Origin of the sequence: Sphingobacterium sp. UBA1498 (assembly GCF_002325125.1) — a bacterium.
In the GTDB taxonomy this organism is placed as follows: Bacteria; Bacteroidota; Bacteroidia; order Sphingobacteriales; family Sphingobacteriaceae; genus Sphingobacterium.
The window spans coordinates 505,268-529,666 of sequence record NZ_DCRG01000005.1 but is presented as its reverse complement, the minus strand read 5'-3'; the positions used below and the strand labels follow the sequence as shown (position 1 = coordinate 529,666).

At 37.5% G+C, this 24,399-nt stretch carries 23 protein-coding genes and 1 tRNA gene; 7 read left to right on the top strand and 17 right to left on the bottom strand.

From position 1 onward, the window contains the following. Positions 1 to 24 precede the first annotated feature (24 nt). The 3 genes from B3139_RS07095 to B3139_RS07085 all read right to left on the bottom strand — a co-directional run bounded on the left by B3139_RS07095 (position 25) and on the right by B3139_RS07085 (position 1,531). Positions 25 to 98 (bottom strand) — tRNA-Ala (locus B3139_RS07095). 270 nt (positions 99 to 368) lie between these two features. Then, the gene (bla, locus tag B3139_RS07090; protein WP_293881280.1) at positions 369 to 1,121 is read right to left on the bottom strand and encodes a BlaB/IND/MUS family subclass B1 metallo-beta-lactamase; all 753 of its coding nucleotides are present in this window, start codon (positions 1,119 to 1,121) and stop codon (positions 369 to 371) included. A gap of 71 nt (positions 1,122 to 1,192) precedes the next feature. Next, positions 1,193 to 1,531, bottom strand: coding sequence for a cupin domain-containing protein (locus tag B3139_RS07085; protein ID WP_293881278.1), 339 nt, complete (start codon positions 1,529 to 1,531; stop codon positions 1,193 to 1,195). Positions 1,532 to 1,640: 109 nt separating this feature from the next. On the opposite strand from B3139_RS07085, the gene B3139_RS07080 reads away from it, so the two are divergent. Next, positions 1,641 to 3,641, top strand: coding sequence for an AAA domain-containing protein (locus B3139_RS07080; RefSeq protein ID WP_293881276.1), 2,001 nt, complete (start codon positions 1,641 to 1,643; stop codon positions 3,639 to 3,641). Positions 3,642 to 3,727: 86 nt separating this feature from the next. On the opposite strand, the gene B3139_RS07075 is transcribed toward B3139_RS07080, so the two are convergent. The 3 genes from B3139_RS07075 to B3139_RS07065 all read right to left on the bottom strand — a co-directional run bounded on the left by B3139_RS07075 (position 3,728) and on the right by B3139_RS07065 (position 6,748). Then, positions 3,728 to 5,248: an acyl-CoA dehydrogenase family protein gene (locus B3139_RS07075; RefSeq protein WP_293881274.1), complete on the bottom strand. Its 1,521-nt coding sequence runs from the start codon at positions 5,246 to 5,248 to the stop codon at positions 3,728 to 3,730. Between the two features lie 178 nt (positions 5,249 to 5,426). Then, positions 5,427 to 6,293 carry a helix-turn-helix domain-containing protein gene (locus B3139_RS07070; protein ID WP_293881272.1) on the bottom strand — a complete coding sequence of 289 codons (867 nt, stop codon included), beginning with the start codon at positions 6,291 to 6,293 and terminating at the stop codon, positions 5,427 to 5,429. A 104-nt stretch (positions 6,294 to 6,397) separates the two neighbouring features. Beyond that, on the bottom strand, positions 6,398 to 6,748 hold the full coding sequence (locus B3139_RS07065) for a DUF2200 domain-containing protein (RefSeq protein WP_293881270.1): 351 nt from the start codon (positions 6,746 to 6,748) through the stop codon (positions 6,398 to 6,400). A gap of 194 nt (positions 6,749 to 6,942) precedes the next feature. Here B3139_RS07065 and B3139_RS07060 point away from each other — a divergent pair, with 194 nt between their 5' ends. Then, positions 6,943 to 7,692, top strand: a complete 750-nt coding sequence (locus B3139_RS07060; protein WP_293881268.1) for a ThiF family adenylyltransferase — start codon at positions 6,943 to 6,945, stop codon at positions 7,690 to 7,692. Between the two features lie 118 nt (positions 7,693 to 7,810). Next, positions 7,811 to 8,503 carry a hypothetical protein gene (locus tag B3139_RS07055; RefSeq protein ID WP_293881266.1) on the top strand — a complete coding sequence of 231 codons (693 nt, stop codon included), beginning with the start codon at positions 7,811 to 7,813 and terminating at the stop codon, positions 8,501 to 8,503. A gap of 2 nt (positions 8,504 to 8,505) precedes the next feature. Here B3139_RS07055 and B3139_RS07050 read toward each other — a convergent pair whose 3' ends face one another. Beyond that, a complete protein-coding gene (locus B3139_RS07050; RefSeq protein WP_293881264.1) occupies positions 8,506 to 9,267 on the bottom strand; it encodes a response regulator transcription factor in 762 nt (253 codons plus the stop codon). 1,052 nt (positions 9,268 to 10,319) lie between these two features. Here B3139_RS07050 and B3139_RS07045 point away from each other — a divergent pair. Together B3139_RS07045 and B3139_RS07040 are read left to right on the top strand one after the other, a co-directional pair. After that, on the top strand, positions 10,320 to 12,620 hold the full coding sequence (locus B3139_RS07045) for a GH92 family glycosyl hydrolase (RefSeq protein WP_293881262.1): 2,301 nt from the start codon (positions 10,320 to 10,322) through the stop codon (positions 12,618 to 12,620). A 33-nt stretch (positions 12,621 to 12,653) separates the two neighbouring features. Continuing rightward, positions 12,654 to 14,900 carry a GH92 family glycosyl hydrolase gene (locus B3139_RS07040; RefSeq protein ID WP_293881260.1) on the top strand — a complete coding sequence of 749 codons (2,247 nt, stop codon included), beginning with the start codon at positions 12,654 to 12,656 and terminating at the stop codon, positions 14,898 to 14,900. A 78-nt stretch (positions 14,901 to 14,978) separates the two neighbouring features. On the opposite strand, the gene B3139_RS07035 is transcribed toward B3139_RS07040, so the two are convergent. From B3139_RS07035 to B3139_RS07025, 3 genes are read right to left on the bottom strand one after another with little or no spacing between them, the layout of a single operon-like run. After that, entirely contained in the window at positions 14,979 to 15,527 is a 549-nt protein-coding gene (locus B3139_RS07035) for a GNAT family N-acetyltransferase (protein ID WP_293881258.1), read from the bottom strand. 26 nt (positions 15,528 to 15,553) lie between these two features. After that, positions 15,554 to 15,784 (bottom strand): hypothetical protein, encoded by a 231-nt coding sequence (locus B3139_RS07030; RefSeq protein WP_293881256.1) that lies wholly within the window; start codon positions 15,782 to 15,784, stop codon positions 15,554 to 15,556. 7 nt (positions 15,785 to 15,791) lie between these two features. After that, positions 15,792 to 16,040 (bottom strand): redox-active disulfide protein 2, encoded by a 249-nt coding sequence (locus B3139_RS07025; RefSeq protein ID WP_209575907.1) that lies wholly within the window; start codon positions 16,038 to 16,040, stop codon positions 15,792 to 15,794. Between the two features lie 626 nt (positions 16,041 to 16,666). Between B3139_RS07025 and B3139_RS07020 the strand changes: the two genes are divergently transcribed. Then, positions 16,667 to 17,572 (top strand): hypothetical protein, encoded by a 906-nt coding sequence (locus B3139_RS07020; protein ID WP_293881182.1) that lies wholly within the window; start codon positions 16,667 to 16,669, stop codon positions 17,570 to 17,572. 62 nt (positions 17,573 to 17,634) lie between these two features. On the opposite strand, the gene B3139_RS07015 is transcribed toward B3139_RS07020, so the two are convergent. Beyond that, a complete protein-coding gene (locus B3139_RS07015) occupies positions 17,635 to 18,744 on the bottom strand; it encodes a glutaminyl-peptide cyclotransferase (RefSeq protein ID WP_293881180.1) in 1,110 nt (369 codons plus the stop codon). Positions 18,745 to 18,939: 195 nt separating this feature from the next. On the opposite strand from B3139_RS07015, the gene B3139_RS07010 reads away from it, so the two are divergent. After that, complete coding sequence (locus B3139_RS07010) at positions 18,940 to 19,704, top strand: DUF72 domain-containing protein (RefSeq protein WP_293881178.1); 765 nt, start codon at positions 18,940 to 18,942, stop codon at positions 19,702 to 19,704. A gap of 13 nt (positions 19,705 to 19,717) precedes the next feature. On the opposite strand, the gene B3139_RS07005 is transcribed toward B3139_RS07010, so the two are convergent. The 6 genes from B3139_RS07005 to B3139_RS06980 all read right to left on the bottom strand — a co-directional run bounded on the left by B3139_RS07005 (position 19,718) and on the right by B3139_RS06980 (position 24,398). Next, positions 19,718 to 20,050, bottom strand: a complete 333-nt coding sequence (locus tag B3139_RS07005) for a hypothetical protein (protein WP_293881176.1) — start codon at positions 20,048 to 20,050, stop codon at positions 19,718 to 19,720. Positions 20,051 to 20,061: 11 nt separating this feature from the next. Continuing rightward, positions 20,062 to 20,382 carry a hypothetical protein gene (locus B3139_RS07000; protein WP_293881174.1) on the bottom strand — a complete coding sequence of 107 codons (321 nt, stop codon included), beginning with the start codon at positions 20,380 to 20,382 and terminating at the stop codon, positions 20,062 to 20,064. A gap of 30 nt (positions 20,383 to 20,412) precedes the next feature. Further along, entirely contained in the window at positions 20,413 to 20,727 is a 315-nt protein-coding gene (locus B3139_RS06995; protein ID WP_293881172.1) for a hypothetical protein, read from the bottom strand. A gap of 365 nt (positions 20,728 to 21,092) precedes the next feature. Beyond that, positions 21,093 to 22,172 (bottom strand): L-dopachrome tautomerase-related protein, encoded by a 1,080-nt coding sequence (locus B3139_RS06990; protein WP_293881170.1) that lies wholly within the window; start codon positions 22,170 to 22,172, stop codon positions 21,093 to 21,095. A 332-nt stretch (positions 22,173 to 22,504) separates the two neighbouring features. Then, a complete protein-coding gene (locus B3139_RS06985) occupies positions 22,505 to 23,155 on the bottom strand; it encodes an alpha/beta hydrolase (protein WP_293881168.1) in 651 nt (216 codons plus the stop codon). A 178-nt stretch (positions 23,156 to 23,333) separates the two neighbouring features. After that, positions 23,334 to 24,398 carry an NADH:flavin oxidoreductase gene (locus tag B3139_RS06980; protein WP_293881166.1) on the bottom strand — a complete coding sequence of 355 codons (1,065 nt, stop codon included), beginning with the start codon at positions 24,396 to 24,398 and terminating at the stop codon, positions 23,334 to 23,336. Between the last annotated feature and the right edge of the window lies 1 nt (position 24,399).

Here is a 24,399-nt window from a genome sequence, read left to right as displayed (position 1 = left end):
CCTTGTCGGACAGCTTCTTTTCTGTGGAGCATATCAGGATCGAACTGATCACCTCTTCACTGCCAGCGAAGCGCTCTAGCCAAATGAGCTAATGCCCCTGCTTCTATATGGTGTCGCTAATATAGCACTTTTTTGGATAAACATAGTCCTTTTTTTACTTTTATGCTGTTTTTTTCTACGCTGTTATCACGTTGTTTTTTTTAAAATCCAATTGTACATTAAGCGAAGATTTTAATTTGCCCCGTCGAATACTTTGCAAAGTCTCTTATTATACTGCAAACAAGTAAGTTTGCTGAAGATATCTTATTACCAATAGCCTGCTCCAATTGTCCGCAGTGAAGATCGATTACCGAAGCTCCAAAAATGTATTACCTTTTTTCTATTAGAAGCATTTCTGTTCGTTTTATTTGGCCTTTATCTCTCCAGGCATCGTGTCCGGGAATAACCATGTTAATTTGTGGGTATTTTGTCATCAGCCTTGCTAAGGATGGTTTCCATGATTTTATGTCCCCGTCTGCCGTGAATCCTAGGTCGCGGGCTTCAGCACTTTTTATAAAACAGCCGCCGTCCAGAATCTTATATTTAGGAAACCAGATAACCACATTGTCCATGGAGTGTCCGGCACCAAAAAAGTTCACTACAAAAGACTGACCACCGATTGTGTAGGTTTTATCGATGTCGACAAGATGGGCTGCTTGTGCTTTGTGATTTGCCTTTAATAGATCATTCGTCATTTTTGTTGCGTAGGTGGGAATTCCAATACGGTTGTAATAGGCAAAACCACCTGCACGATCTTCATGCCAATGTGTTGCGTAAATACCAATAACGGGTAAATTATGTTTTTGGTTAATACTGTCCAATAAAGGTTGATATTGTGTAGAATCCCATGGAGTGTCGAAAAGGATAACACCCTTTTTTGTGATTAAGTATACAGCATTAGCTGCATATTTGTTGCCTTCAAAGGTATTAAAGGTTGTGTAAAGATATAAATTCGAATTGATTTTCTCTATTAGGAGAGGTTTATCCTGCGCATGTATAGATGGGGAAAGAAATAGAAATCCAATACTCAAACAAAAACTAACAAGGAGTACACGGATATTAGCCGAAAGAATTGAAATCATATTTTTAATGTTGTTTTATTAACGTTGGGACGAAATTATTATTGCTTCTTCAACGTTTGATTAAAATGTTTTTATGTGGATTGAATAAGATCTCCGCGGTAAGGAGTGAATGAATCGATCAGTTCTCCTTCCTCAAGACATTCGCATCCATGAACCAATTGCGAATAAATGATGCAAGAATCACCTGCGTTTAGGATGCGGTCAACCCCATTAATATGGTATCTGAATTTTCCAGCACTGACATAAGAAATTTGTGTCTGTGGATGTTGATGAAGTATACCGATGGCCCCCTTTTTAAATCGGACTTTCATCAGCATAAGCTCCTCATTGAAAACGAGTATCTTTCGCATAATTCCTTCGCCTAAGTCTGTCCATTGCTGATCGTTGTCGTGTAGGAATATTTCGTTCATCTAATTGTTGTTTTTATGAATACTTTAAGCGTAAAATGCTTTGTTTTTCAATTATAGTAAATAAATATGAATTTGTGACCTACATATAAATTGCGCGCAATGGTATTTGATGAAAGATGGAGAGAATTTGTGTTCAAATGATTCAAATAAGGGAAAAAACAGTTATTTTGCGCTGGTGCAATTTGGATATCCAAGTATGAATTATTTCGACGAACTTATCACTTTACTACGTGAAGAACAGCAATTTGACAGATTACAGCACGAGACTTTGTTATTGAAAAGTAGCTTAAATGAACGACGGATGCAAGGTGTTACCTGGTTTCCGGTTCAAATAATCGATATGGAGCTTGGAAGAGGGGATTATTTATCTGTTAGTTTAAACAGAACCAACCATTATGACATCGATCACAAATTTCGTTTCGGTATGCCAGTATCCTTATTTTCGAATCACAACCCCGAGCATGACCGAATAGATGGTATCATATCCTCAATAAATAGAGAGGGGATGCGAATCTCCTTTCGTGTAGATGAATTGCCTGAATGGAGCAGGAAAGGAAAGCTTGGTATTGATTTATTATTTGATGAGTATTCTTATCGTGAAATGTTCAATGCGTTGCAGAAAGGTCGGGAATTGAGCCAAGATACGAAGCAGGGAGGTTTCGTACGAAAGTTAATCGGAGCAGAATTGATTCCAATTAAATCCAATGAAGCGTTCTTTGCCCATCCTAACTTGAATGTGAGTCAAAATAAGGCAGTCCAGCAGATATTGGAAGCAGATACGCTAGCACTTTTGCACGGCCCGCCGGGGACAGGAAAGACAACAACATTGATACAGGCCGTGAAGGCATTATTAAAAAAACACAGCAAACAGCTGTTGGTTGTTGCAGCTAGCAACACGGCGGTTGACTTGTTGACGGAACGTTTGGACGCTGCTGGAGTTACGGTAGTAAGAATAGGCAACCCTGTAAAGGTTTCTGAGCATCTCCAGGAATTGACACTGGATGCAAAGATTGATAGTCATGCCGCAAATAAGGATATTAAAACACTTCAAAAACAAGTCCGTGCCTATACAGAGATGGCTCAAAAGTATAAACGGAATTTTGGAAAGACGGAACGAGAACAAAGAAAAGCATTGTTTAATGAAGCTTACCGGATCAGAAGGGAGGTCGATCAGATTCAAGATTTTATCACCACAGATGTTTTGAACAAAGCAGAAGTCATCACTGCGACTTTGGTCGGTGCGAATCACGAGGTTATCCGAAATCGTATTTATGAAACAGTCATTATAGATGAGGCTGCGCAGGCACTGGAACCCGCTTGCTGGATCCCGATATTAAAAGCACATCGACTTGTTCTGGCAGGTGATCACAATCAATTGCCGCCCACAGTAAAATCTCGTAAACTATCTCGTGATGGCTTGAGCCACACATTATTCGAAAAGCTAGTGGAACGTAATCCACAATTAGTTTCTTTGCTGGATATACAATATCGAATGAACGAGAAAATTATGCAATACCCTTCCATGGCTTTATATAATGGTTTATTGAGGGCCGATAGCGCAGTCGCACATTGGAGCTTAGAAGAAGATTCTGAGCCCGTGGTATTTATTGATACAGCGGGAGCAGGGTTTGAAGAAACGGAAATCGACGGCGCAATCTTCAATGTAGGGGAAGCCCATTTTCTAGCTGCTCATCTGAGCGTTCATATGGGGTCGTGGACAGCTTCCTTGATAAATGAAGGGTTTTTGAGTGTTGGGGTAATTGCACCTTACCGCAAACAGGTCTCTTTACTGCATGAAGTATTTAAGGAGGATGAGAGAATGAAACCTTTCGCTGATTTCATTAAAATACAGACAATCGATAGTTTTCAGGGCCAGGAGAAAGATGTTATCTATATTAGTTTGACGCGAAGCAATGCCCAGCAGCAGATTGGTTTTTTGTCTGATGTGCGTCGGATGAATGTTGCAATGACTAGGGCGAAGAAGAAACTGGTGGTAATAGGGGATAGTGCCACAATTGGTTCACATCCTTTCTATCGCGAATTTATCGCCTATACCGAAGCGATTGGACATTACCACAGTGTTTGGGAATGGGATATTTCAGCGATATAACGCATGAAGCCACTTTTTAGAAAGTGGCTTCATGCAATTTACTTGATCTCGCTAAAAACGGTTGATTTAGTTAGCACAGCCCTTGATTAAGAAGTGAACTTCATCCAATCTGTGTTATCGTCATAGTTCAACAGGGGTTCCGCATTATTATTATTTGATAATTGGCCTACAAACATATAAATATCCATGCTAACATGCTGACGTGTTATTTCTGTCATCTTATCATTGAAACCTGCATTGTTAATCTGTAAAACATATTGAAAACAAATGACGCGGGCGATTATCTTTCCAAGGGTCACCAGTTCACGCTGTTTTGCCTGGAGGGGGAAATCAAAATTTAAAATTGATGAGAAAAATGGTGCCGCGAATTCAGTTCCGCTATATTTTTTTAAGAAAGACAATAAATTACTTTCTTTAGTTTTACGCATAAGTTTACCTATGGCTTCGGCGACTTGCGAATAAAGCATCTCATTTGATCCTTCAAAGATTTGGAAAGGTCTGCTGTCAATGAGGCCACGGCCTGCAACATGGTCCAATCTGTAACCATTTGCGCCTGATAATTGCACACAAATTTGTGCAGCTTCATGCATTAAGTCTGTCACAAACGCTTTCACACTATTGGCATCTACACCATGAGCGGAAAGGTCGTTATTGATGGAACTGATCGATACGCTATATGAACACATTGCCGAACACAATGTAAAGGCCGCCTGTATGCGCGACAACTGAAACTTAACTGAGTCTAATTCATTTAAACTAATACCCGCGACGCGACGTTCTGAGCAATGCTTCATGGCTTCATCCAACATGCGTTTTATAAAGCCCATACCCATGCCTGGGAATTGCAGTCTGCTGCGGTGAAGCGTATCCAACATCAATTTAATCCCTGTGCTCTCAGGATTTAGTTTGTGATTCGTAGGAACATTGATGTCGATGTCATTAACACCGTAGGGGATTGCGTATAGGCCAAGGCTATTGTATTTTTTTGTGACCACTATCTTTTGTTCTTCCGAAGCATTCTCCGTTACAAAAAAATCTATATCCCTTACCAGTTCTCCATTTTCATTTTTCTTACGTGCAGTCACGAGCCAAAAATCTGCTGCACCAGTAAGACCCTGCCAGTGTTTTTCACCCTTTATAAAATACTTATCATCCTTTTGTTGATAAGATGTTCGCATATTGAGTGCGTCACTGCCGTAAGCTTGTTCGGTAATCATTAGTCCTCCCATGGCTTGATTTTCCAAAAATTGATGGAATACCTTCTCCTGAAGTAATGTGTCGCCATATTTAGCGAAAGGCTCCAAAAATAAAGCAATGTTAATACCGAAGATCAGAGATAGCGACAATGACTCATAAGAAGCGGCTGCAAGCACACCCAGACATTCTTTTACATGAAGGCCTCGACCACCGTGATGTTCGGGGATAGCAACCGATAAGGGCTGCATTTTCATGATTTCAGCCAAAAACTCAGGCGGTAGCCCGCGCGTTAGACTGATTGAGTTGTAATCATATTCTTTATGGAATAAGCTTGATAGCCTCGTTTTGAAATCCGCAATAAACAAATTGAAATCTTGGGTTATATTGTTGTGTTCTGAAACCTTAAGCATCTTTAAAATATAAAATCAAATGATGGACCAATGTCGATCGAAACAAAAAGAAGAAAGAGTATCTACTGAACTAAACTTCTCTTTTGCTGCAATCACTCACACAAAATTAACTGCAATCAATTTGATTCGCTTGTGTACTTGCGTATAAAAGATAGGACAAATCGTGCATATTGAAAATCTAAGTCGCTCTGTTTCGATAAGAAGTAGGAGAAACACCAACAATTTTTTTGAAAAGGCGTGAGAAATAAGAAGGATCAGAAAAATCCAATTCATAACAGATATCCGCAATGCTTTTGGTGGATTCAAATAATAAAAATTGACTGTGCATAATCAGCACTTCAAGAATGAGTTCTTTGGAAGATTTTTTGAAAACCGAAAATACACAGCGATTAAGGTAGTTTGTAGATACTGCGAGTTTGTCCGCATAAAATGCGATACTTTTTTGCTTTTTGAAATTTTTGTGTACAAGTTGTTTGAACATCATTGCAATTTCCTGCCTCCGATTGAGCGCTTGATTAGAGGAAGAAAGTTTGATGATTTTTAGAATTGCCGATTTTAATAAATTTTCAAACAATTCTTTATAAGGTAATTCTGAAAGCAGTTCGTCATACAGCAGTCTAAAAAGTTCCTGTAGATCGATACTATCTTGTACTGTTAAATTAAGTAATGGTGAAATATTAAAGATATTCAAAATCTCCTGTTCCCTGAAAATGGACGTCATCGCATTGTCGTTAATCAAAACGCAATGTCCTTTCGCAGATTTATCAACAGACTTTATAGTTGAGATATTGCCGTAATTGCTAATAAGAATTGCGGGAGCCTGTACAACATATTCTTTGGCGCCGATCTGATGTTTAAAATATCCTTCGGTAATATGAACAAGGAGGTTGTAACCCAAGAAAATAGGTGGCGTTGGAAATTTAATATAAGGTGCAATTTCACTTAGCTGAAATATCTTGATCGGTGATTGTTGATAGCGGAGATGCTCCAGACTACCAGTCATAAAACGATCTACAAATTCACCTGCATTTATCTGTTTTTCCATGATCAATTTATATAAAATTTAGCGCACCACGGTTTTGAAATATTACTCATTGCTTCATTTAGAAGTGGTGTCTAAATAATATTCCAAAGGTAGTGGGATAAAAATTATTTTCTTAAAATTTTTTCCATGGGTTTACCTTTAGCTAATTCATCAATTAATTTATCGAGATAACGAACTTTTTGAACCAACGGGTCTTCAATCTCTTCAATCCAATAGCCACAGATGACACCCTTAATCTTCGATAAATTCGGGTTTAAACATGGCGCATGTTCAAAGAAGTGTTCAAAGTCAGTTTTATCCGCAATTAGCCGCTTTATCGATACAGGATTATAACCGGTTAACCAAAATATAATTTCGTCGACCTCCTCTTTGGTGCGTCCTTTTCTTTCAGCCTTTTGTATATAAAGCGGATATACGCCGGCAAATGTCATGCGATATATTCTTGTATTATCCATTTTTTATAAGTTGATATTATTAAAGGTATTCATTTAACTTTTCATTTTCAGTGATTTATATTTAAAAATAACGACAAACTCCACGAATTTGGAACGAAGTTTTTATTAAAGAAATTGCTAAGCAATTTCTTTAATAAAATATTATAAATTATAATTCTATCTTTATGTGATACAAAATTATTGAATTATTAGCTATGGATTTGAGGTATATTCGGAATAACATACACATTAAAGAAGAGGATCAACAACGTATCAAAAATTTTCATGTATTAATCGGGGGGTGTGGAATAGGAAGTTATATCGCAGAATGCTTATTACGCATGGGTTTCGAAAATTTAACAATTGCTGATGGAGATGTTGTGGAATTGACAAACTTAAACCGTCAAAATTACACAAATAAGGATATTGGTGTGAAGAAAGTAATAGCCTTACGGGATCGTTTGTATGCAATTAATCCAAAAGCCAATATAACCGTGTTTCCTGAATTTATTAATCAGGACAACTTGCATGAAATCGATCTCAATTTCAAGGTTGCCATTAATGCGCTGGATTTTTCTTCTGATATCCCTTTTGTTTTTGACCAATATATGGCCAAAAGAAATATACCAGTAGTACATCCATATAATTTAGGTTGGGCAGGATTTTTAACTGTTCTTCCGCCTGAAGGCCTTAATCTGCAGTCGTTGGAAAAAGCACATCAGACTTTTGAATTAAATGTCGGTAAATTTATTGTGGATAGCTTAAAAGCAAAAGATATTGAGACGAAATGGTTTGAGGAGTTTTTGGCAGAATATGGTAAAATAGCATTGAGTTCTCCTCCGCCACAGCTATCAATAGGTTTATACCTGGTGGCTGGGATGGTCAGTCAAGTAGTGTTTAATTTGGCAACCACAAAACCAATTAAATTCTTCCCGGATTCCTATTATTTATCAATAATGAGGTAAACTTAATATAATTGAAAAAAACATTCGTTCAATAAAACGCGTGTTTAGTAAATTTGCTGCTGTGGGAATTTAAACGAAAAGTATTTATTTTTATAATCGCATATCGAATAACATCTTCATGAACTGGACGCCTGAAAATTATTACTTCACCAAGCTTAATAAGAACGAACTTTCTGAACTTATACATTTTTATCTAGTAACGACCAAGGAGCATTATAAACTAGCTAGTTACTCTGAAGAGGATTATATGTCTGACTTTGAGTCACTAATAGCAGAGGATTATACGTTTTTTGATTGTTCTATTTACTATGTTCTTCGAAGTAAGCTTGATCACAGTATTCAGGCATCTATTAGAATTACATTTTGGGATAAGGAAACAAGTTTGCCAATTCAAAAATTATTTTTTATCACTACGGAAAGTTTGTTAATCCCAAATGTAGCTAATTTTTGGCATATCGGACGTTTTGTTATTTCTGGAAAGATAATAGGTAATCGGATCAATATTCTAAAAAAAATGCTTTTTGATGCCTTTTATGCCCCATATAAGCTTGGTAACGGGTTAGTCATAGCCGAATGCGATCGCAAAGTAGTCAATACACTTCGGAAATTGGAAATCGAATCTTATCAGCTTGCAGACCCAATTATTTATTTGTACTCTGAGACGCTACCAATCTATATTAAATCGGAATGGCTGGAAGCTTTTGTAGAAAAGAATAAGTATTCCCAGTTTAGCAAAGATAATAATATGGATATCCAAAAATTTGTTGAAATGTCTGACCAGATGCTTTTATATCAAAAAAAAAAAAAGTAAAATCAAAAAAGCGATAATTCAATAGCTAATGCTGTAGCTTCTGTTATACTTTTCACTTTTAATTTTGAAAATATCTGTTTCTTATGGAATTTCACTGTATCAATTGATACATATAGCCGATTGGCTATTTGATCCATCGTAAGACCTTGGGCCGAAAAGAGAAGAATATCTTTTTCGCGGGGTTTTAATTTAATACGAGCAGTTTCCACCCAAAGGTCTTTATCCAAATCATACTCAAACTGTCGTCCATCTTCATCAGATTTAAATCGAATATTTCCCGAATTTGCGTGGGAAGAAATCGAAACGAGGCAAAGTGCGATCCAAGGATTGGAAAACTTATCCAAAAGTAAAGGCTTTAGTTTATGGTTGACTAAAAGAGGTTTATTACCGGGTTGTTTTAAATGGAAATCGTAAGATATCGAGAATTTAAGGCGGTCTTCGGCATCTAAATTTCCGAAAAAATCGAAACCGATATCATTAATCTTTTTTAATAAATGCAAATCGCTCTCAGGTACATTATTAACATAGTGATAATAGCCTCGCTGCATTACTTCCGTAGGGGTGCTTCCACATAGAAAGATAGGATTATCAGAAACAAATAAAAAGCTTTTCTTTGAATAATCAATTAAATATATACTTTGATAGGTTAATCTGCTTAGGGATTTTGCAAAATTAATAAAGGCTTCGACGATCTCATAATCATCTTTGCTAAAGTCGTCTTTTACTTGTATCGGCTTGAAAAAATCTTCAATCTTAATTTTCATAGTATAAAGTGGAAAGATGATCCGTAATCGCTTTTGAATAGCACGTAATTCGATGTTGTTATGGCGTGTAAATTACAAAAATAACGGCGTAATCTAAATTGAAACGCTGGAAATAGGCCTTTTTATATTCCTATCCTTATTTTTTTAATCATCGTCAAAGTAATATCCAAACCTGTTCAAAACATTAAATCGTTATCCAGCAATGAAACAAGTTTCTACACAAAAGGGTAGAATATCGTTTATTATGATAATACAAAAAAAAATACTATTATCTTTAATAGTTTTAAAGCAAATAATTGTATAAATATAACTTATTGGATTCGAATAGCCAATAGTAATTTTCGTTATTCCCGAGTCTTTCACAGATTTTAATAATAAACTTTGTTTTTTTGATTCCTACACCTATCTCGATTTTTAGATTATCTTTTGAAATTTAGCAATACCATAAGCAAATGATTATTAGGCATCTGATAGGTTGAGTTGGTTCATTGTAAAATACATGCCGAAGGAAGAGGAAAATTGATTGATGATATAAGAAGTCCACTTTTAAAATATTTATATAACTGCAAGGCATGAAATAAAAATTCTTTAACGTGTTTTTAAGTTGGAGCTTCTTCATTTTAAAAAGGAGGAGCTTACCTTAGAAAAAGGAGTTATACCCAATTAACAGTTGGCATTATTTCAATAAGCAAATACCTTTCAATGGCGAGTGCAGATTGACTTAATTGTGTGGAGGCTGATAGCGGTATAACCCCCGATTTGTTAAAGTTTAGTTAAACCATGGCAGCCAGATAACAAACAATTATGTATGGCGTTATAATAGTAGTTTCATAATTTAGGTTAATAATTGGTTAGTTAGTAAAAATCTGAAGTTCCCCGCTTCAGGTTTTTTATTGTTATTGACGGGAATGAATAGCTTTGCTTGATGTTTTTATTTTAATCATGCTAAAACCTATTAACAAACGTAAAATCATCGATATAACGGTCATTAAGATTTGTAAATCTTTCTGATTATCTGTAGTATTGTAGGTACACGCTAAAATGCGCGGCCTATGGTGTTTGCTTCAACGAAAGCGATTTGCAAAGCCGCCTATAAAGATTATATGATCAAATTTATTCATTTTTTATTTTTAGGATTATTCCTATGGCAGTATGTTTCTGCCCAAAAACTTCCTGTACACTATGTAAACCCGTTTATAGGTACCAGCAATTATGGAACTACTAATCCGGGAGCTCAGGTGCCCAACGGTTTGATGAATGTTTCCCCTTTTAATGTAATGGGATCATCCCTTAACACATTTGATAAGGATGCAAGATGGTGGTCTACTCCCTATGAACATAGTAATAGTTATTTTACAGGTTTTTCACATGTCAATTTAAGTGGAGTAGGGTGCCCAGATATGGGAAGTTTGTTGTTAATGCCAACCTCAGGAAAACTGGAGGTTGATTATCATCAATATGGGAGTACCTATACGGAGGAGGTTGCCCATCCAGGCTATTACAGCAACGTATTGAAGAAATATGGCATTAAAACGGAAGTTTCAGCAACAACCCGTGTAGGTGTTTCTAAATTTACTTTTCCAAAAGGACAGGCAAATATCCTGCTTAATTTGGGCGAAGGTTTAACAAATGAAACGGGAGCAACGGTTCGTTATGTGAGTGATACTGAAATAGAAGGGTCTAAGTTGTTGGGTTCTTTTTGTTATAGTAATAATCAGGCTGTTTACCCAATTTTCTTTGTCATGCGTGTCAATAAAAAGCCCGCGAAAAGAGGTTACTGGAAATTTCAGCGTGCGGGAGAAAAATGGGAAAATGACTGGAATAAGGATGCTGGAAAATATAAAATTTTCACAGACTATACAGATCAGCTTTCTGGAGATGATCTTGGTGCATTTTTTAGCTTTGATGTGCAAGAGAATGAAAGTTTAGAAGTTCAGCTTGCCGTGTCGTTTGTGAGTGTCGATAATGCCCGTAAAAATCTGGAAGCTGAGCAGGCTGATTTCGAATTTGAGAAAACGCATCAACAGGCTTCTTTGCAATGGAATAATGCCTTGTCGAAGATACAGGTAGAGGGAGGAACGGAAGATCAGAAAACAGTATTCTATACAGCACTATATCATGCCATGATTCATCCTAATGTTTTACAGGATGTGAATGGCGAGTATCCCGCCATGGAAAGCAGGAAGACTCTGGTAGCAGATCATAATCGTTATACGGTGTTTTCACTATGGGATACCTATAGAAATGTACAGCCGCTTATGTCGTTGGTTTATCCGGATAAGCAGGTTGGTATGATACGTTCCATGATCGATATGTATAACGAAAACGGCTGGATGCCCAAATGGGAATTGTATAGCCGAGAAAGCTATACGATGGATGGCGATCCCGCAGTTCCTGTGATCGTTGATGCCTGGATGAAAGGTATTCGGGATTTTGATATTAATACAGCTTACGAGGCATTTTTGAAATCTGCCACTACAACTGACTCAACAAATAAAATTAGGCCTGACAATGCGGATTATGTGAAGTATGGGTATGTTCCGTTGCGCGATTCATTTGATAATTCCGTATCTCATGCGATAGAATATTATGTTGCTGATTGGAATTTAGCGCAGTTGGCCGGATCATTGGGGAAAACCAAAGATGCTCAGCTTTTTGCTAAGCGAGCACAAGGATATAAACATTATTATTCTTCGGAGTATGGGACTTTCAGACCTATTCTTCCTAACGGCGAGTTTTTAAGTCCATTTAGCCCATTGATGGGCGCCAATTTTGAACCTAATCATGGTTTCCATGAAGGTAATGCTTGGAACTATAGTTTTGCAATCCCGTTTGATATTCCTGGTTTGGTGAAATTGATGGGCGGAAAGCAAAAATTTGTAGATCGGCTTCAGGCAACGTTCGATAAGGGATATTTTGACGTGACAAACGAACCGGATATGCTGTATCCACACGTGTTCTCAGAAATTAAAGGCGAAGAATGGCGCACCCAAAAGTTAGTTAAAGAAATACTTGAAAAACATTTTACCAATAGCCCCGGCGGTATACCTGGTAATGATGACACCGGGACGATGTCTACATGGGCACTCATGAACATGATCGGAATTTATCCTTTCTGCCCGGGTAGACCAGATTACACCGTTGTAACCCCTGTGTTTGATAAGGTAACTATTCAGCTCGATAAGAAATTCTATCCACATGCCGATAAAGTAACCATAAGACGCCAAAAACTGGGTAGTGGTGAATATATCAAAAAAATAGTTATCGACGGAAAACCATTCAATGGATTTAAAATCAGTCACCAAACTTTAGTCAATAGCAAGGATATTCTAATAGTTACTGGAAATAGATAGATAAGCCAACTAAATTGAAAACTGATTTACACAATGAAATATATTAATTATGCGGTTTGCGCAGGCCTTTTGTCTTTAATTGGTTGTGCTTCACTAAAAAGCTCTGATAAAAGTTTTTATGCAACGGATGTAAACCCTTTTATCGGAACGGACTTTACCGGAAATACATATCCAGGTGCACAATTGCCCTTTGGGATGGTACAGCTAAGTCCAGATAACGGGCTGCCTGGCTGGGATCGTATTTCCGGATACTTTTATCCCGACAGTACAATTTCTGGCTTTAGCCATACACATTTAAGCGGTACGGGGGCGGGTGACTTATACGATATATCTTTTATGCCGGTAACATTGCCCTACCACGAAGCGGAAGCTCCTCTTGGTATACATTCTAAGTTTTCACATAAAGACGAAAAAGCACATGCAGGATATTATCAGGTGAAACTACTTGATTATGATATCAATGTAGAGCTGACGGCAACAGCACGGTGTGGCATTCAGCGCTATACTTTTCCAAAGGCAGAATCTGCCGTATTTTTAGATTTAAAGAAAGCAATGAACTGGGATGCGACTACAGATTCACGCATCGAAGTGGTAGATTCTGTGACTATTCGGGGCTACCGTTTTTCTGAAGGTTGGGCCAGAGGACAACGTGTTTATTTTGAAACTCGTTTTTCCAAGCCTTTTAGAGCTGTTCATATTGACAGTACGGAAATATTATCACGAGCCGATTCAATAGCCAAGAAAGCAATGCGAATTGGTACAGCATATAAAGCCCGATTTGATTTTAAAACTGCCGATGGAGAACAGGTAACGCTCAGCACAGCACTTTCGGGTGTAAGCATGGAAGGTGCGTCCAAAAATTTGAAAGCAGAAGTTCCAAAAGATGATTTTGACTATTATTTGAAAGAGGCAGAGCAAAATTGGAACAAGGAATTGGGCAGGGTAGCCATCGAAACCAAAAACAGAGAAGAGCAGATCAAATTCTATACAGCGTTATATCATTCCATGCTTGCACCGACGATTTTTAGTGATGTTGATGGTGGTTATATGGGGGCTGACCGAAAAATACATCAGGCTGAAGGATGGACCAACTACAGCACGTTTTCGCTTTGGGACACCTATAGAGCTTCCCATCCCTTATTTACTTATATTGATCCTAATCGTGTAAACGATATGATTAAGTCGTTTATCGCTTTTTATGAACAAAATGGCCGACTGCCAGTATGGAATATTTATGGAAGTGAAACTGATATGATGATCGGGAATCATGCAATTCCTATAATTGTAGATGCATATTTAAAAGGAATCGGTGATTTTGACGTTTCAAAAGCATTAGAAGCCTGCGTTGCGACAGCAAATATCGACAATTATAGAGGCATAGGACTGTATAAAAAATTGGGCTATGTACCTTATGATGTCAAGGATGAGTATAATGCTGAAAACTGGTCACTATCAAGGACACTTGAATATGCATATGATGATCACTGTATCGCCATGATGGCAGATAAGATGGGAAAGAAAGAGATTGCAGGAAAATTTTTGGCTAGAGCGCAGAACTACAAAAATGTGTATAATCCGTCGACTTCATTTATGCAACCCCGGGATAGTAGAGGTAAATTTATTACCCCATTTGATCCCGAAGACTATAGTGCACACATCTGTGAGAGTAATGCTTGGCAATATTTCTGGTCTGTCCAACATGATATCCCTGGATTGATTAAACTTGTTGGTGGGACCCAACGTTTCGCCCAGAAGTTGGATAGTATGTTCACATTTCATCCTTCGGATACCAGTAAACTTCCAATTTTTAGCACAGGAATGATTGGTCAATATGCGCATGGTAATGAACCAAGCCACCATGCCCTCTATTTATTTAATGCCGTTGGACAGCCTTGGAAAACACAGCAATATGCTGCAGAGGTTATGAATAAACTTTATTTAAATACACCTGCTGGATTGAGTGGAAATGATGATTGTGGGCAGATGTCAGCTTGGTATGTATTCAGCTCATTGGGTTTTTATCCGGTAGATCCTATCAGTGGAAAATATGAAATCGGCACACCTTTGTTTGAAAAAGCCGAATTGAAGCTTTCCAATGGAAAGAAATTTACTGTGAAAGCTAATCAGGTGAGCAGATCCAATATTTATATCCAAGCGGTTACCCTTAACGGTAAACCTCTTGAAACAAGTTATATTACACACGAACAGATTATGTCTGGTGCTACATTAGTGTTTGAAATGGGCAATAGACCGGGACCGGTGTGGTACAAAAATAAGTAGCACTATTCCTATTTACGTAGATCTTTTTAAGAGCAGCCTTCAAATGAATAGTTAATGAATTTGGAGGCTGTTTGTTTGCTAGGCCGGATTATTCAGGCTTTTGTAAAAGTAGGTTGTACTACATGGCAAACCATTGGGAAGAAGTGCGTAATTGGGAATATCACCGACAATAGTCCAGCCATATTTTTGGTACATAAAATATGCAGGGCTATCCGTTACCGTGTCGAGTACCATGAGTGTCTTATTTAGAGCAATGGCTATCTTTTCAATTCGCTGAAGCAATTTCTGTGCAATGCCCATTCTCCGAAAGTCAGAATGAACTAACATTTTTGCAACGTCTGCACGATGTGCTTGATTAGAAGGAAGATCCGTTTGCAATTGAACCGTTCCTGTGATCTGATTTGTCACGTTATTTTTGGCAACAATTAATACAGTTTTATGCTGTTTGACCTTATCCAGCACTTCGGTCCAAAATCTGTTTGCCTGTTCAACCGTCAAGTCGTCCATAAAACCGACAGAGGCGCCTCCTTGAACAATGTTTAAAGTTAAGTTTGTAAGTTCGTTGATTAAGATGTCACTAGATTCTTTGATTTCCTCAATGACAAAATCTGTATTGGAAGTAAGCATGGAGCTGCATGTTTGATTGTAAATCTTTATTCACTACGAGTAAATGCAAAATAGATGACATATAACCATCCGAGTATTCCGTGAATTAAAGCTAAAAGTATTGATCTATTACGGTCCCAAGAAGTGACGACGGCAATGACTGATCCAAGGCCTATTCCCGATTGCGTAATAGTCTGTGTCGTTGATTTACTTATCTCCTGACCAAATAATGTACCCGAAGCGAATATAAACAGGATAAATAACGTAAGCTGTTTCATTATTATTTTAGTGAGCTTCTCTTATTTTGAGCTCTTCATTGATTTCTTTTACTCTTTTGAAATTGAGAATTGCAATTGGGGATAAAGCAAAGGGAATGGCCATTAGTGCACTAAACCCTTTAGCGATTGATGTATATATTCCCATTCCCAATAAGATAAAGAGCATAATGGTTAGCATCCAAGTGACTACAAGTGTAGTTTTTCTATTGTTATGCAACTCTTCGATAGTCATTCCGTTTAAAGGTCTATTATTCATAATTTCTTCGGTTTATACCTCTAATTTCTGTAATTCTTTTTAAGAAACAAAGTGTTTTATGTTAAATGTCGTGTAAATATTGATAGATTCAACGCTTTTTATGAAAATGTTAAAGAAATTTTGGGAGTTTGGTCATTTTAAAGCGAAATGATGGGGCTGTTTTATTTCAAAGTTGCATAAAATAACATATCGCCATCTGATTCGTAAGGATTATTTAATCGGCTGCGAATCTTAAAATAGACATGGCGAATATAAAGTGCCAAGGAAGTAAAATTTTAAAAATATGTTATTTGCAGAATAAGATTGATACGCTAAATTGTTATTCAGTAAAGCAGCCGGTCATGGTGGATGGCGATCGTGATGTCAATAAATAGCCAATAATTGAATGCGGCACGCGCTTTGACAATGATATTTTGGGCATAAGAATCGGTGCAGATGAGTTTGTAAGCAGCAAAAGCGGTAAAAAGGTAGCTATGGTTTTTACGAGGTTCAGATCGTCGATGAAATGGTGATTATCGATTAAATACGGGAGGAGAAGTCTGCTCAAAGATCAATTGTCTCTCTTGAATCCATTTGGATAGAAATTTGACAGGAAAATAGTGTAAAATATTTAACTTAATGTTGCGATGATAAAACAAAGAAATATGTGGTATTTGCTCATCATTTTATCAATGATGGCATCATCCTGTAAGAGTAAAATAACGGGACAGCAGTCATTGATAAAACCGTCGCCAACACCACACTCACTTGCGGATACAACGAGATCGGATGAAGTGAATCCCGATTGGTATCGTGAATATTTTCGTCAGGTTGTAATGATAGACAATGGTTTTGTGACCCAAAAAAAGGGGAGTTATTTAATAGATCTTCCTTTGCAGATCCTTCCAGATTCTACCTATATTTTCTTTTTGAACGCTAGAATTCCAGTGGAGTTATTTAAAAGAGCAAATGAATTTTATCCCGATCTTCAACAATTTGTGTTGATTGTACCAGATTGGGCATTTTATGATCAGATCGCTGAACAGGCGTCAAAACAAGGAATGTGTATAGAACCGACGACGACCAATTTTTATTATTTGATAAATAGACAGGACGGTGTGGTTAGGGTTGATAGTATTCGTCGTTCAGGTGACGACAATCCGGGCTTTGATTTCTTTAAACCCGTATCTCCTAAAAATATGCTGACAGTTTATAGGAAGGAAAGTTATGGATCCGTCTGTTGTCCACGTGATCCGAAATGGGATAGTGCTGATGAAGATGAATCTTTCTTACGTGATTTTGAAAAACGGAATTACCTGAACGTTACAAGGGGGAGATATGTACAAATGGAAGGAAAAGAAGGTGAAAAGAGTATCTACTACACGTTGCCTGAATTATCCTCTGTACAGCGATTGGATTTCTTAGCTAATAAATATGCACAATGGACTGGTGCTAAAGATAACCACGAAACACCTATTTTATCTCAGCTATTCGCCCCACAAATTGTTCCAATGGTAACGAAAGGATTTAATAAAATGAAGGAGTTGCCCTAACGCGAGAAGTCATAGGTCAGATGATTCGATAATACCATATTTTTTCCTCATTTGGGATAAAGCTATTCGATCAGCTTAATCTCAAACATTTTATCCCAATTTTTGCCAGTCACAAAGAAGGTGTTCGATTTTCGATTGTAGGCGATACCATTGAGTACATCCAAATCGACATGTTGCGTTACATTTTCACGTAATTTGGAAAGATCCACCAATGCCTCCACAGTACCTGTCATAGGGTCGATCCGTCCAATGACATCTTCCATAAAGAAATTTGCATAGATTTTTCCCTTTACCCATTCCATTTCATTGATTTGATCGATCATAGCTGTGTTCGTCGCGGCACGAATATAGTCCAATTTTGAGAAGTTATGTGGATGGAGTGTATAAATGTAATCCGAACCATTGGACATGTATAGGTTTTTACCGTCAGAAGTCAATCCCCAACCTTCCATTGGCTGAAAGTAAGGTAGTGTACTAATAACGGCTAAGGTGTTTATATCGTATACATAGGCTATATTATTCTTATAGGTCAATTGATACAATTTGCCATTTAGGACAGTGGCGCCTTCGCCAAAAATTGAATCATCCAATTCAATTTTCTTGATGGGTGCACCAGTTTTAGGATTTGTAATGCGAATGCTCGATTTACCTTTATTTCCACTTGGGCCAATACCATTTCCCGTGCTTTCGATCAGGTTATCACCATAAAACTCTAAGCCTTGAGTATAAGCTTTAATATCATGTGGATAAATATTTACAATGCTATACTGGAGCAAGCGAGGAGGAGTAGAAGCGAATAAATCTATACTTACTGTATTTTCTTCTTGTTTTCCATCACTAAACACGACTGCTTTAACAATCTGTTTGCCAAATTTTTCATGTTTTAATGCATATTTGAAAGACTCATTGCCACTTACTTGTCCAATTTGTTTATTATTGATGTAATAGACCACAGTGTCTAATTTCTGCTTCTTCTCATGGTTTATTTTTAAAACCAGATCTTCTCCCAGTGCATAGTGCTGTTTGATACTGTCAAAGGTAAATGTTGGACTTTCCTCGGGCTGTCCAGATTGGGAATTTGAAGTGGTATTGGTGCTATTCTGGTTATTTTCATTACAGCTGCTCAAAACGGCCATAATCATGAAACTAATTAGATAAGATTTTTTCTTCATTGAGATGGTATGCTTGATTTATCATCCTGTAAGCAGGAAAAAGAGATTCCTGAAAAGAGCGGCTGTTAAATATCCCGTTACCCAAACTTAAGTAAATTGTTTTTTATATGCAATTCAATTACTTTTTATGTAAAAACGTGAATCTTTTTTGACGGAAAAATGAACCATTGTATACAGTTCAATTGTTATAACGATATGGAACACTCTTATTTTTCTGGAACAAGTGGTATTCTTTTGCCTTATAAAAATAGAAGTTTTTATCCCGAGCATTTAGAGGGGAAGAGCCGACTTGCCGTATATAGCTTATTATTTAATTCTTTGGAGGTGAACAGTTCTTTCTATAAAATTCCCCGTGAAGAAACTGTCCGAAGATGGTCCGAAGAAACAGCCGACAGCTTTCGATTTACTTTTAAGCTTTGGAAAGGAATTACGCATCAAAAGGAACTCGGGTTTGATCCACAAGATGTAGTAAGATTTCTCTCCGTTATTGATGCCGTCAGTCAAAAGAAAGGATGTCTGCTTATACAACTACCGCCATCATGTAAATTTACTTCCATTGGAAAGCTTACTGAACTATTGGACTGCATCAGTCAGGATAAGAGAAGTGAGGCCTGGCAGGTATGCGTAGAATTTAGAAATGACTCTTGGTATAGGGAAGAAACTCTGATTCTTTTAAAATCATATGGAATGCATTTGGTGATCCATGATAAGGATACTCTTGGAATGCGTCTTCAATATACCGACACAAAGATTATCTATATGCGCTTCCATGGGCCAGATGGTGATTATAGGGGAAGCTATTCGGACAGTGTATTGAAGGAATATAGTACCTATATAAATGGTTGGATTGCAGAGGAAAAAGAGGTATATACTTATTTTAATAATACCATTGGAGCAGCAATTGAAAACCTGAATACATTAGCTAGATATATCACAGTAGGCAAAGCATTTTCGATTTAAAGCTATCGTCTCTTTAAAAGATTTGATTACGTATATATTCCGTTCCCATATAACCATCCCAGCCTTCATGCCCACGCATAATTCGCTGGTAAACTGCTGCTAATGCCTGAACTTTCGTCAATAATGGGATACCCCTCCTTATGCAGTCATGATCGAAGAAAGTTCCAGTGTTATCGTACCATTGAAGCCAGCCAAGTAATTCTTGTCTAGTCATCAACTTTAATTTATCAAAGAGCATTTTATCCTTCAATCCTAAAAGCTGATAACGCCAATCATTTCGATTCGATTCCATTGCTATAATTTTTGGCAGCTGGAGATCGATGATGTGTTTGATAAAAGATTCCATTATTCCAAATTTTAGTTGTTGAACATAAGTTGTGCATGCGTGCTTGAAAGGGCACTATATTTTCTTTTCATGTGGATGCGTAAGATTTCTTTGTATATATATTCGATAGCCTTGCTTTTAGAGATTTGCTGTACTCCATTTTCAATGCATTTGCGATCTGTATAGTTTCCTTTAGGATTATTCCACTGTAGCCAATCAAGCAACATTTCTTTTTCAAGTTTTTCAAGCCTTTGCTGTAAGCCGGCTAATTCACTTTCTCTAAGTTGTTCGCGCCAGTCGGACCAAACGGAATTAGATATTGTTACTCTTTTCTCTTTAAATTTGTTTTCCATGTATTTTTTTAATCTGATTTATAAAATCTGTTAGATGACTAACTTGCTGATAATAGCGTTGCCTAGTTTATTTTGCATGAATAGCTTAATCTGTTTTAGTAATTCCGGGCTTACTTCGGGGATTCTTTCTAGGTCCCGTATAAACCACTTCTGAATAACTGGAGAGTGTTTAGAACTTGGGTCATATTTAACAACCTCAGCTCTGGATGATTTCCCTTCAGGATCGTAGTATGACCACAGTACGATGAAAATCGTATTTGGGTCTTCATCGGGGTAGGGGGTATGAAAGCGAACGATGTCACCAACGTGTAAATCCTTATTGTCATATGTTGCAATCTGTTCCATAAAAGGCGCGTCTAAAACTGATAACCAAATATACTAATAATGTTAGTATTTAAAAATTTTTACTAAAAATTTTATATTTTTGATAGACACGCGTTGGTGCTGATGGAATGAACGTATCCTTTAAGCTGTTTTTAGCTCCATTTTATTCGTATTGTGATCTGCTGGTTGAATTTTGGGGACTTAGATTTTGCCTATTCTCGCGTTTTGATGATCAATAATGTTGGGGCGTGATGCGTTCAACTTCATGGGGGGAAGAGTTCGTATGAATATGGATAGTTGCAACGCATGCACCGTTATATTTAACGGTGCATGGTATATCACTTCTGTAAACAGCAGTATCCTATAATGTGTTGTATTTAATCGTTTTATTTGTTGTTAGACTCACTATTTGAGTTAGGTAGTTTTACTTTAAAGATATAATAAGGCAATTCAACCTTGTCGATTCCCTTGTTCCATTGTGGATCCTTAAAAAGTTGTGGGCAAGAGAAATAAAGATATCCATCTTCGCCGATCCCCATAGAATCAGGCCATAATATGCGTGGGTCTTGAACTAGGGTATGCAGTTTTCCATTAGGACTTAAATATTTTATACTATAATCGATGGATGAAGTTAGGTAAATATTTCCGTTTATATCTGACAGTAATCCATGTGTGATACCTACTTCTCCTTTGTCTTCAACTTTCGCCTCCAAATCTTGTTTCGTTAACGTAGAATCGGCCAAAAATTCTGTCGCGATACAGTATAAATGAGTTTGATTGATCGGCTTGAAGTATAAATATCTAAAGTCGTGACTTAAGGCGATGCCATTCACATTGGAAGAAAAAGGTTTTTCGTTCAGATTACGCATATCATTACCTTCGTATCTTAAAATCACTTCGGGATCAGCGAGCGTAAAATGGCTTCCAGCTAAAGCCTTCCTGCTATTTCCAGTTTTGAGGTCCAAAACAATAATGGCCGCCTGACCGGGGTCGGAGAGGTAAGCTAAATTTTTCACCCTATCAATGCGCATATCATTTAGACCCGATTTGGTTTTATCAAGGTCGTCGAAACTATAAATACGTTCAATTTGATCTTTCTTTGTGTCGATTTTCAATAATTTGAACTGTCCTTCGGTTGGTTTTTCATCATTACCAAAAATTGATCCAGCAGATGATGGCTTAGAATCTAATACCCAGAGATTGTCATCGGCATCGACAAAGATATCCTGTACATTAACAAAGTGGGAATTCTCAATTCCTTTTTTATTCCATTCAGCATCAGGATAAGGGGTCGGTTTTCCATTGATGATTTCGGTCAGTGCATACTTGAAATGTTTAGTTTGTTTCGGGAAAGAAACAAATAGCCGGTTGCTGGATGTAACGCTTACACCAATGGGACGGTATGGTCCCAAATCCACTGCAATCTCTAGTTGTGGTTGTTTTGAATTATTAAGTTGAGCCTTCATGTTTAGAAAAAAGATGTGAAATAATAGAAAACTAAAAAGAAGCCTTTTTCGCATGTTCTTGTGTTAAGTTAAACAGTTTTATTCCCTCAGCGTTACAAAACGGTATGTTATAAACTTCATAGCCGGCAGATGCATTAATAAAATAACTGTCTTTCTGCAATTATTGTTTTAATAAAAAGAAGCTTTAAACAGTTTTATAGTTGTATGGTCTTAATTTTAATAATTTTTCTTTATAGCTATCCTTATAGCGAATAAATGGTTCCGATTTGGAATCCCTTGGATTTTATATACCAAAAATCTCAGGTAAGGTGATTTTAGTAAATGCCCAGCAATTAGATCAGTATTTCTCTTAAAAGCTTTTCAACTTCGCCAGCGTGTGTGACCGTCATAAAATGACCAGCGCCTTTAATCACAAAACTGGGCTTTAGACTTTTGATCGGGATAATACGGTCTTTGTCTCCATGTATATGGACTAAATTACTTGGAATAAATCTGTTTTTCCATCGGAGAATCTCATGTATTGCCCAGGCCATAAAGAGTGGATCCGTATCGAATAAAATCTGCTTTAATAGCAGAGAATCTTCTTTACTTCGGATACAAAAAAAATAGTCCGACAGAAAATTGTGCCATTTTAGGAAGCTATTGGGTACCAACCGATTGATGTGCAGCCAGCTTGCTAATCTGTAACTCAATGGGAACTCATGACTTCCTTTAGCCGAAGCAAGGAGAATAACTTTTTTGACAGCGATGATTTTGGCAATTTCAATCGCCAACATTCCACCAAAAGAAAGCCCGATAAGAATGGGCTGTTTTACCGTGATTTTTGCAGATAACCTTTTTGCATAAGTGGCCAGAGGCTCTTCGGCTATTGGTGTAATCCAATCCAGATATTCGATGTCAAGCGAACCAAAGTTTATTTTGTTAAATACCCTCTTGTCTACACCTAATCCACTAATGATATATATTTTGGTATCTGTTATCATTTTTTAGTATTGGTTACATGCATTGAATGAAGTTTCTAGATACATTTAAGGAGCCAAGTTGCTGAAACTGTCGCGATAAATGAATAGGGGCAAAGTAATGATTAAAAATCAATTTTTCACCCCTATCATTTATAATGTAATAACGCAATTTTTGTGAAGTGGTTATTAGAGATTCCTGTTAAGACAGGCTAGCTAAACTTTTAGCTTCAAAAGTAGAAAGTTCATTGTATTTTTCGACTTTAACTTTCTTTACCCAATTTGGATCTTGCAGGAGAGCCCTTCCCACGGCGACAAGGTCAAAGTCGCCACGTTCATACCGACGGACCAATTCGTCCAGCGAAGCAGGAGAAGATTTGAATTCGGAGTTTGTAAATACTTCGCCAAAGTCCTTATCAAGGCCTACAGATCCAACCGTGATCGTGGGTTGTCCTGAGATCTTTTTAAGCCAGCCGGCGAAATTTAAATCACTATCTTCAAACTCCGCTTCCCAATAGCGGCGTTGACTTCCATGAAAAATGTCAACACCAGCATCCGTTAATGGTGAAATCCAATCTTCCATCGCAGCAGGCGTCGGTGCGATTTTGGCAGTATAGTCCTGTTGTTTCCATTGCGATAATCTCAGGATAATCACAAATTCCGACCCTACGGCTTTTCGCATCGCTTTAACGACTTCAACTGCAAATTTAGACCGCTCCTTAATGGTTTTGCCGCCAAATTCGTCAGTTCGATGGTTCGTTCCCTCCCAAAAAAACTGATCAATCAAATAACCATGGGCGGCATGAATTTCAAAAGCATCAAAACCGAGCTCTTTTGCAGACTTGGCGGCGTCCGCGTATGCTTGTATTGTTGATTCAATATCAGCCAATGTCATTGTATCCGGACCCTCAAATGCTGAAGGTGGCGTCCACTGCATTGGGGTATAACCGACATGCCATAGTTGAGGCGCTATTTTGCCACCTTTGTTATGTACAGCTTCGACGATGTTCTTCCAGCCAGTAAGTGCTTGTTCACCATAAAAGTTGGGAATGTCCTTTAAATTCTTTGAAGAAGGTCTTTCGATTACTGTACCTTCCGTTAAGATTAGTCCAACATCACCAGCAGCACGTCGCTCATAATAACCAGCTACGGCACTATCGGGAATTCCGTCCAACGAAAATGCTCTCGTCATTGGTGCCATGACAAAGCGGTTTTTCAATTTTAAATTTTTATATTCAAATGGATTAAAAAGTGTTTGTATGCTCATT

Excerpts from the sequence above, each read along its gene's own strand:
- B3139_RS07015 (WP_293881180.1), bottom strand. The coding sequence starts at position 18,744 with ATGAAGAAAAAATCTTATCTAATTAGTTTCATGATTATGGCCGTTTTG.
- B3139_RS06995 (WP_293881172.1), bottom strand. The coding sequence starts at position 20,727 with ATGGAACAGATTGCAACATATGACAATAAGGATTTACACGTTGGTGAC.
- bla (WP_293881280.1), bottom strand. The coding sequence starts at position 1,121 with ATGATTTCAATTCTTTCGGCTAATATCCGTGTACTCCTTGTTAGTTTT.
- B3139_RS07045 (WP_293881262.1), top strand. The coding sequence starts at position 10,320 with ATGGTGTTTGCTTCAACGAAAGCGATTTGCAAAGCCGCCTATAAAGAT.
- B3139_RS07030 (WP_293881256.1), bottom strand. The coding sequence starts at position 15,784 with ATGAAACAGCTTACGTTATTTATCCTGTTTATATTCGCTTCGGGTACA.
- B3139_RS06990 (WP_293881170.1), bottom strand. The coding sequence starts at position 22,172 with ATGAAGGCTCAACTTAATAATTCAAAACAACCACAACTAGAGATTGCA.
- B3139_RS07010 (WP_293881178.1), top strand. The coding sequence starts at position 18,940 with ATGGAACACTCTTATTTTTCTGGAACAAGTGGTATTCTTTTGCCTTAT.
- B3139_RS07085 (WP_293881278.1), bottom strand. The coding sequence starts at position 1,531 with ATGAACGAAATATTCCTACACGACAACGATCAGCAATGGACAGACTTA.
- B3139_RS06980 (WP_293881166.1), bottom strand. The coding sequence starts at position 24,398 with ATGAGCATACAAACACTTTTTAATCCATTTGAATATAAAAATTTAAAA.
- B3139_RS07070 (WP_293881272.1), bottom strand. The coding sequence starts at position 6,293 with ATGGAAAAACAGATAAATGCAGGTGAATTTGTAGATCGTTTTATGACT.
- B3139_RS07080 (WP_293881276.1), top strand. The coding sequence starts at position 1,641 with ATGAAAGATGGAGAGAATTTGTGTTCAAATGATTCAAATAAGGGAAAA.
- B3139_RS07025 (WP_209575907.1), bottom strand. The coding sequence starts at position 16,040 with ATGAATAATAGACCTTTAAACGGAATGACTATCGAAGAGTTGCATAAC.
- B3139_RS07020 (WP_293881182.1), top strand. The coding sequence starts at position 16,667 with ATGATAAAACAAAGAAATATGTGGTATTTGCTCATCATTTTATCAATG.
- B3139_RS07005 (WP_293881176.1), bottom strand. The coding sequence starts at position 20,050 with ATGGAATCTTTTATCAAACACATCATCGATCTCCAGCTGCCAAAAATT.
- B3139_RS06985 (WP_293881168.1), bottom strand. The coding sequence starts at position 23,155 with ATGATAACAGATACCAAAATATATATCATTAGTGGATTAGGTGTAGAC.
- B3139_RS07035 (WP_293881258.1), bottom strand. The coding sequence starts at position 15,527 with ATGCTTACTTCCAATACAGATTTTGTCATTGAGGAAATCAAAGAATCT.
- B3139_RS07060 (WP_293881268.1), top strand. The coding sequence starts at position 6,943 with ATGGATTTGAGGTATATTCGGAATAACATACACATTAAAGAAGAGGAT.
- B3139_RS07040 (WP_293881260.1), top strand. The coding sequence starts at position 12,654 with ATGAAATATATTAATTATGCGGTTTGCGCAGGCCTTTTGTCTTTAATT.
- B3139_RS07055 (WP_293881266.1), top strand. The coding sequence starts at position 7,811 with ATGAACTGGACGCCTGAAAATTATTACTTCACCAAGCTTAATAAGAAC.
- B3139_RS07075 (WP_293881274.1), bottom strand. The coding sequence starts at position 5,248 with ATGCTTAAGGTTTCAGAACACAACAATATAACCCAAGATTTCAATTTG.
- B3139_RS07065 (WP_293881270.1), bottom strand. The coding sequence starts at position 6,748 with ATGGATAATACAAGAATATATCGCATGACATTTGCCGGCGTATATCCG.
- B3139_RS07000 (WP_293881174.1), bottom strand. The coding sequence starts at position 20,382 with ATGGAAAACAAATTTAAAGAGAAAAGAGTAACAATATCTAATTCCGTT.
- B3139_RS07050 (WP_293881264.1), bottom strand. The coding sequence starts at position 9,267 with ATGAAAATTAAGATTGAAGATTTTTTCAAGCCGATACAAGTAAAAGAC.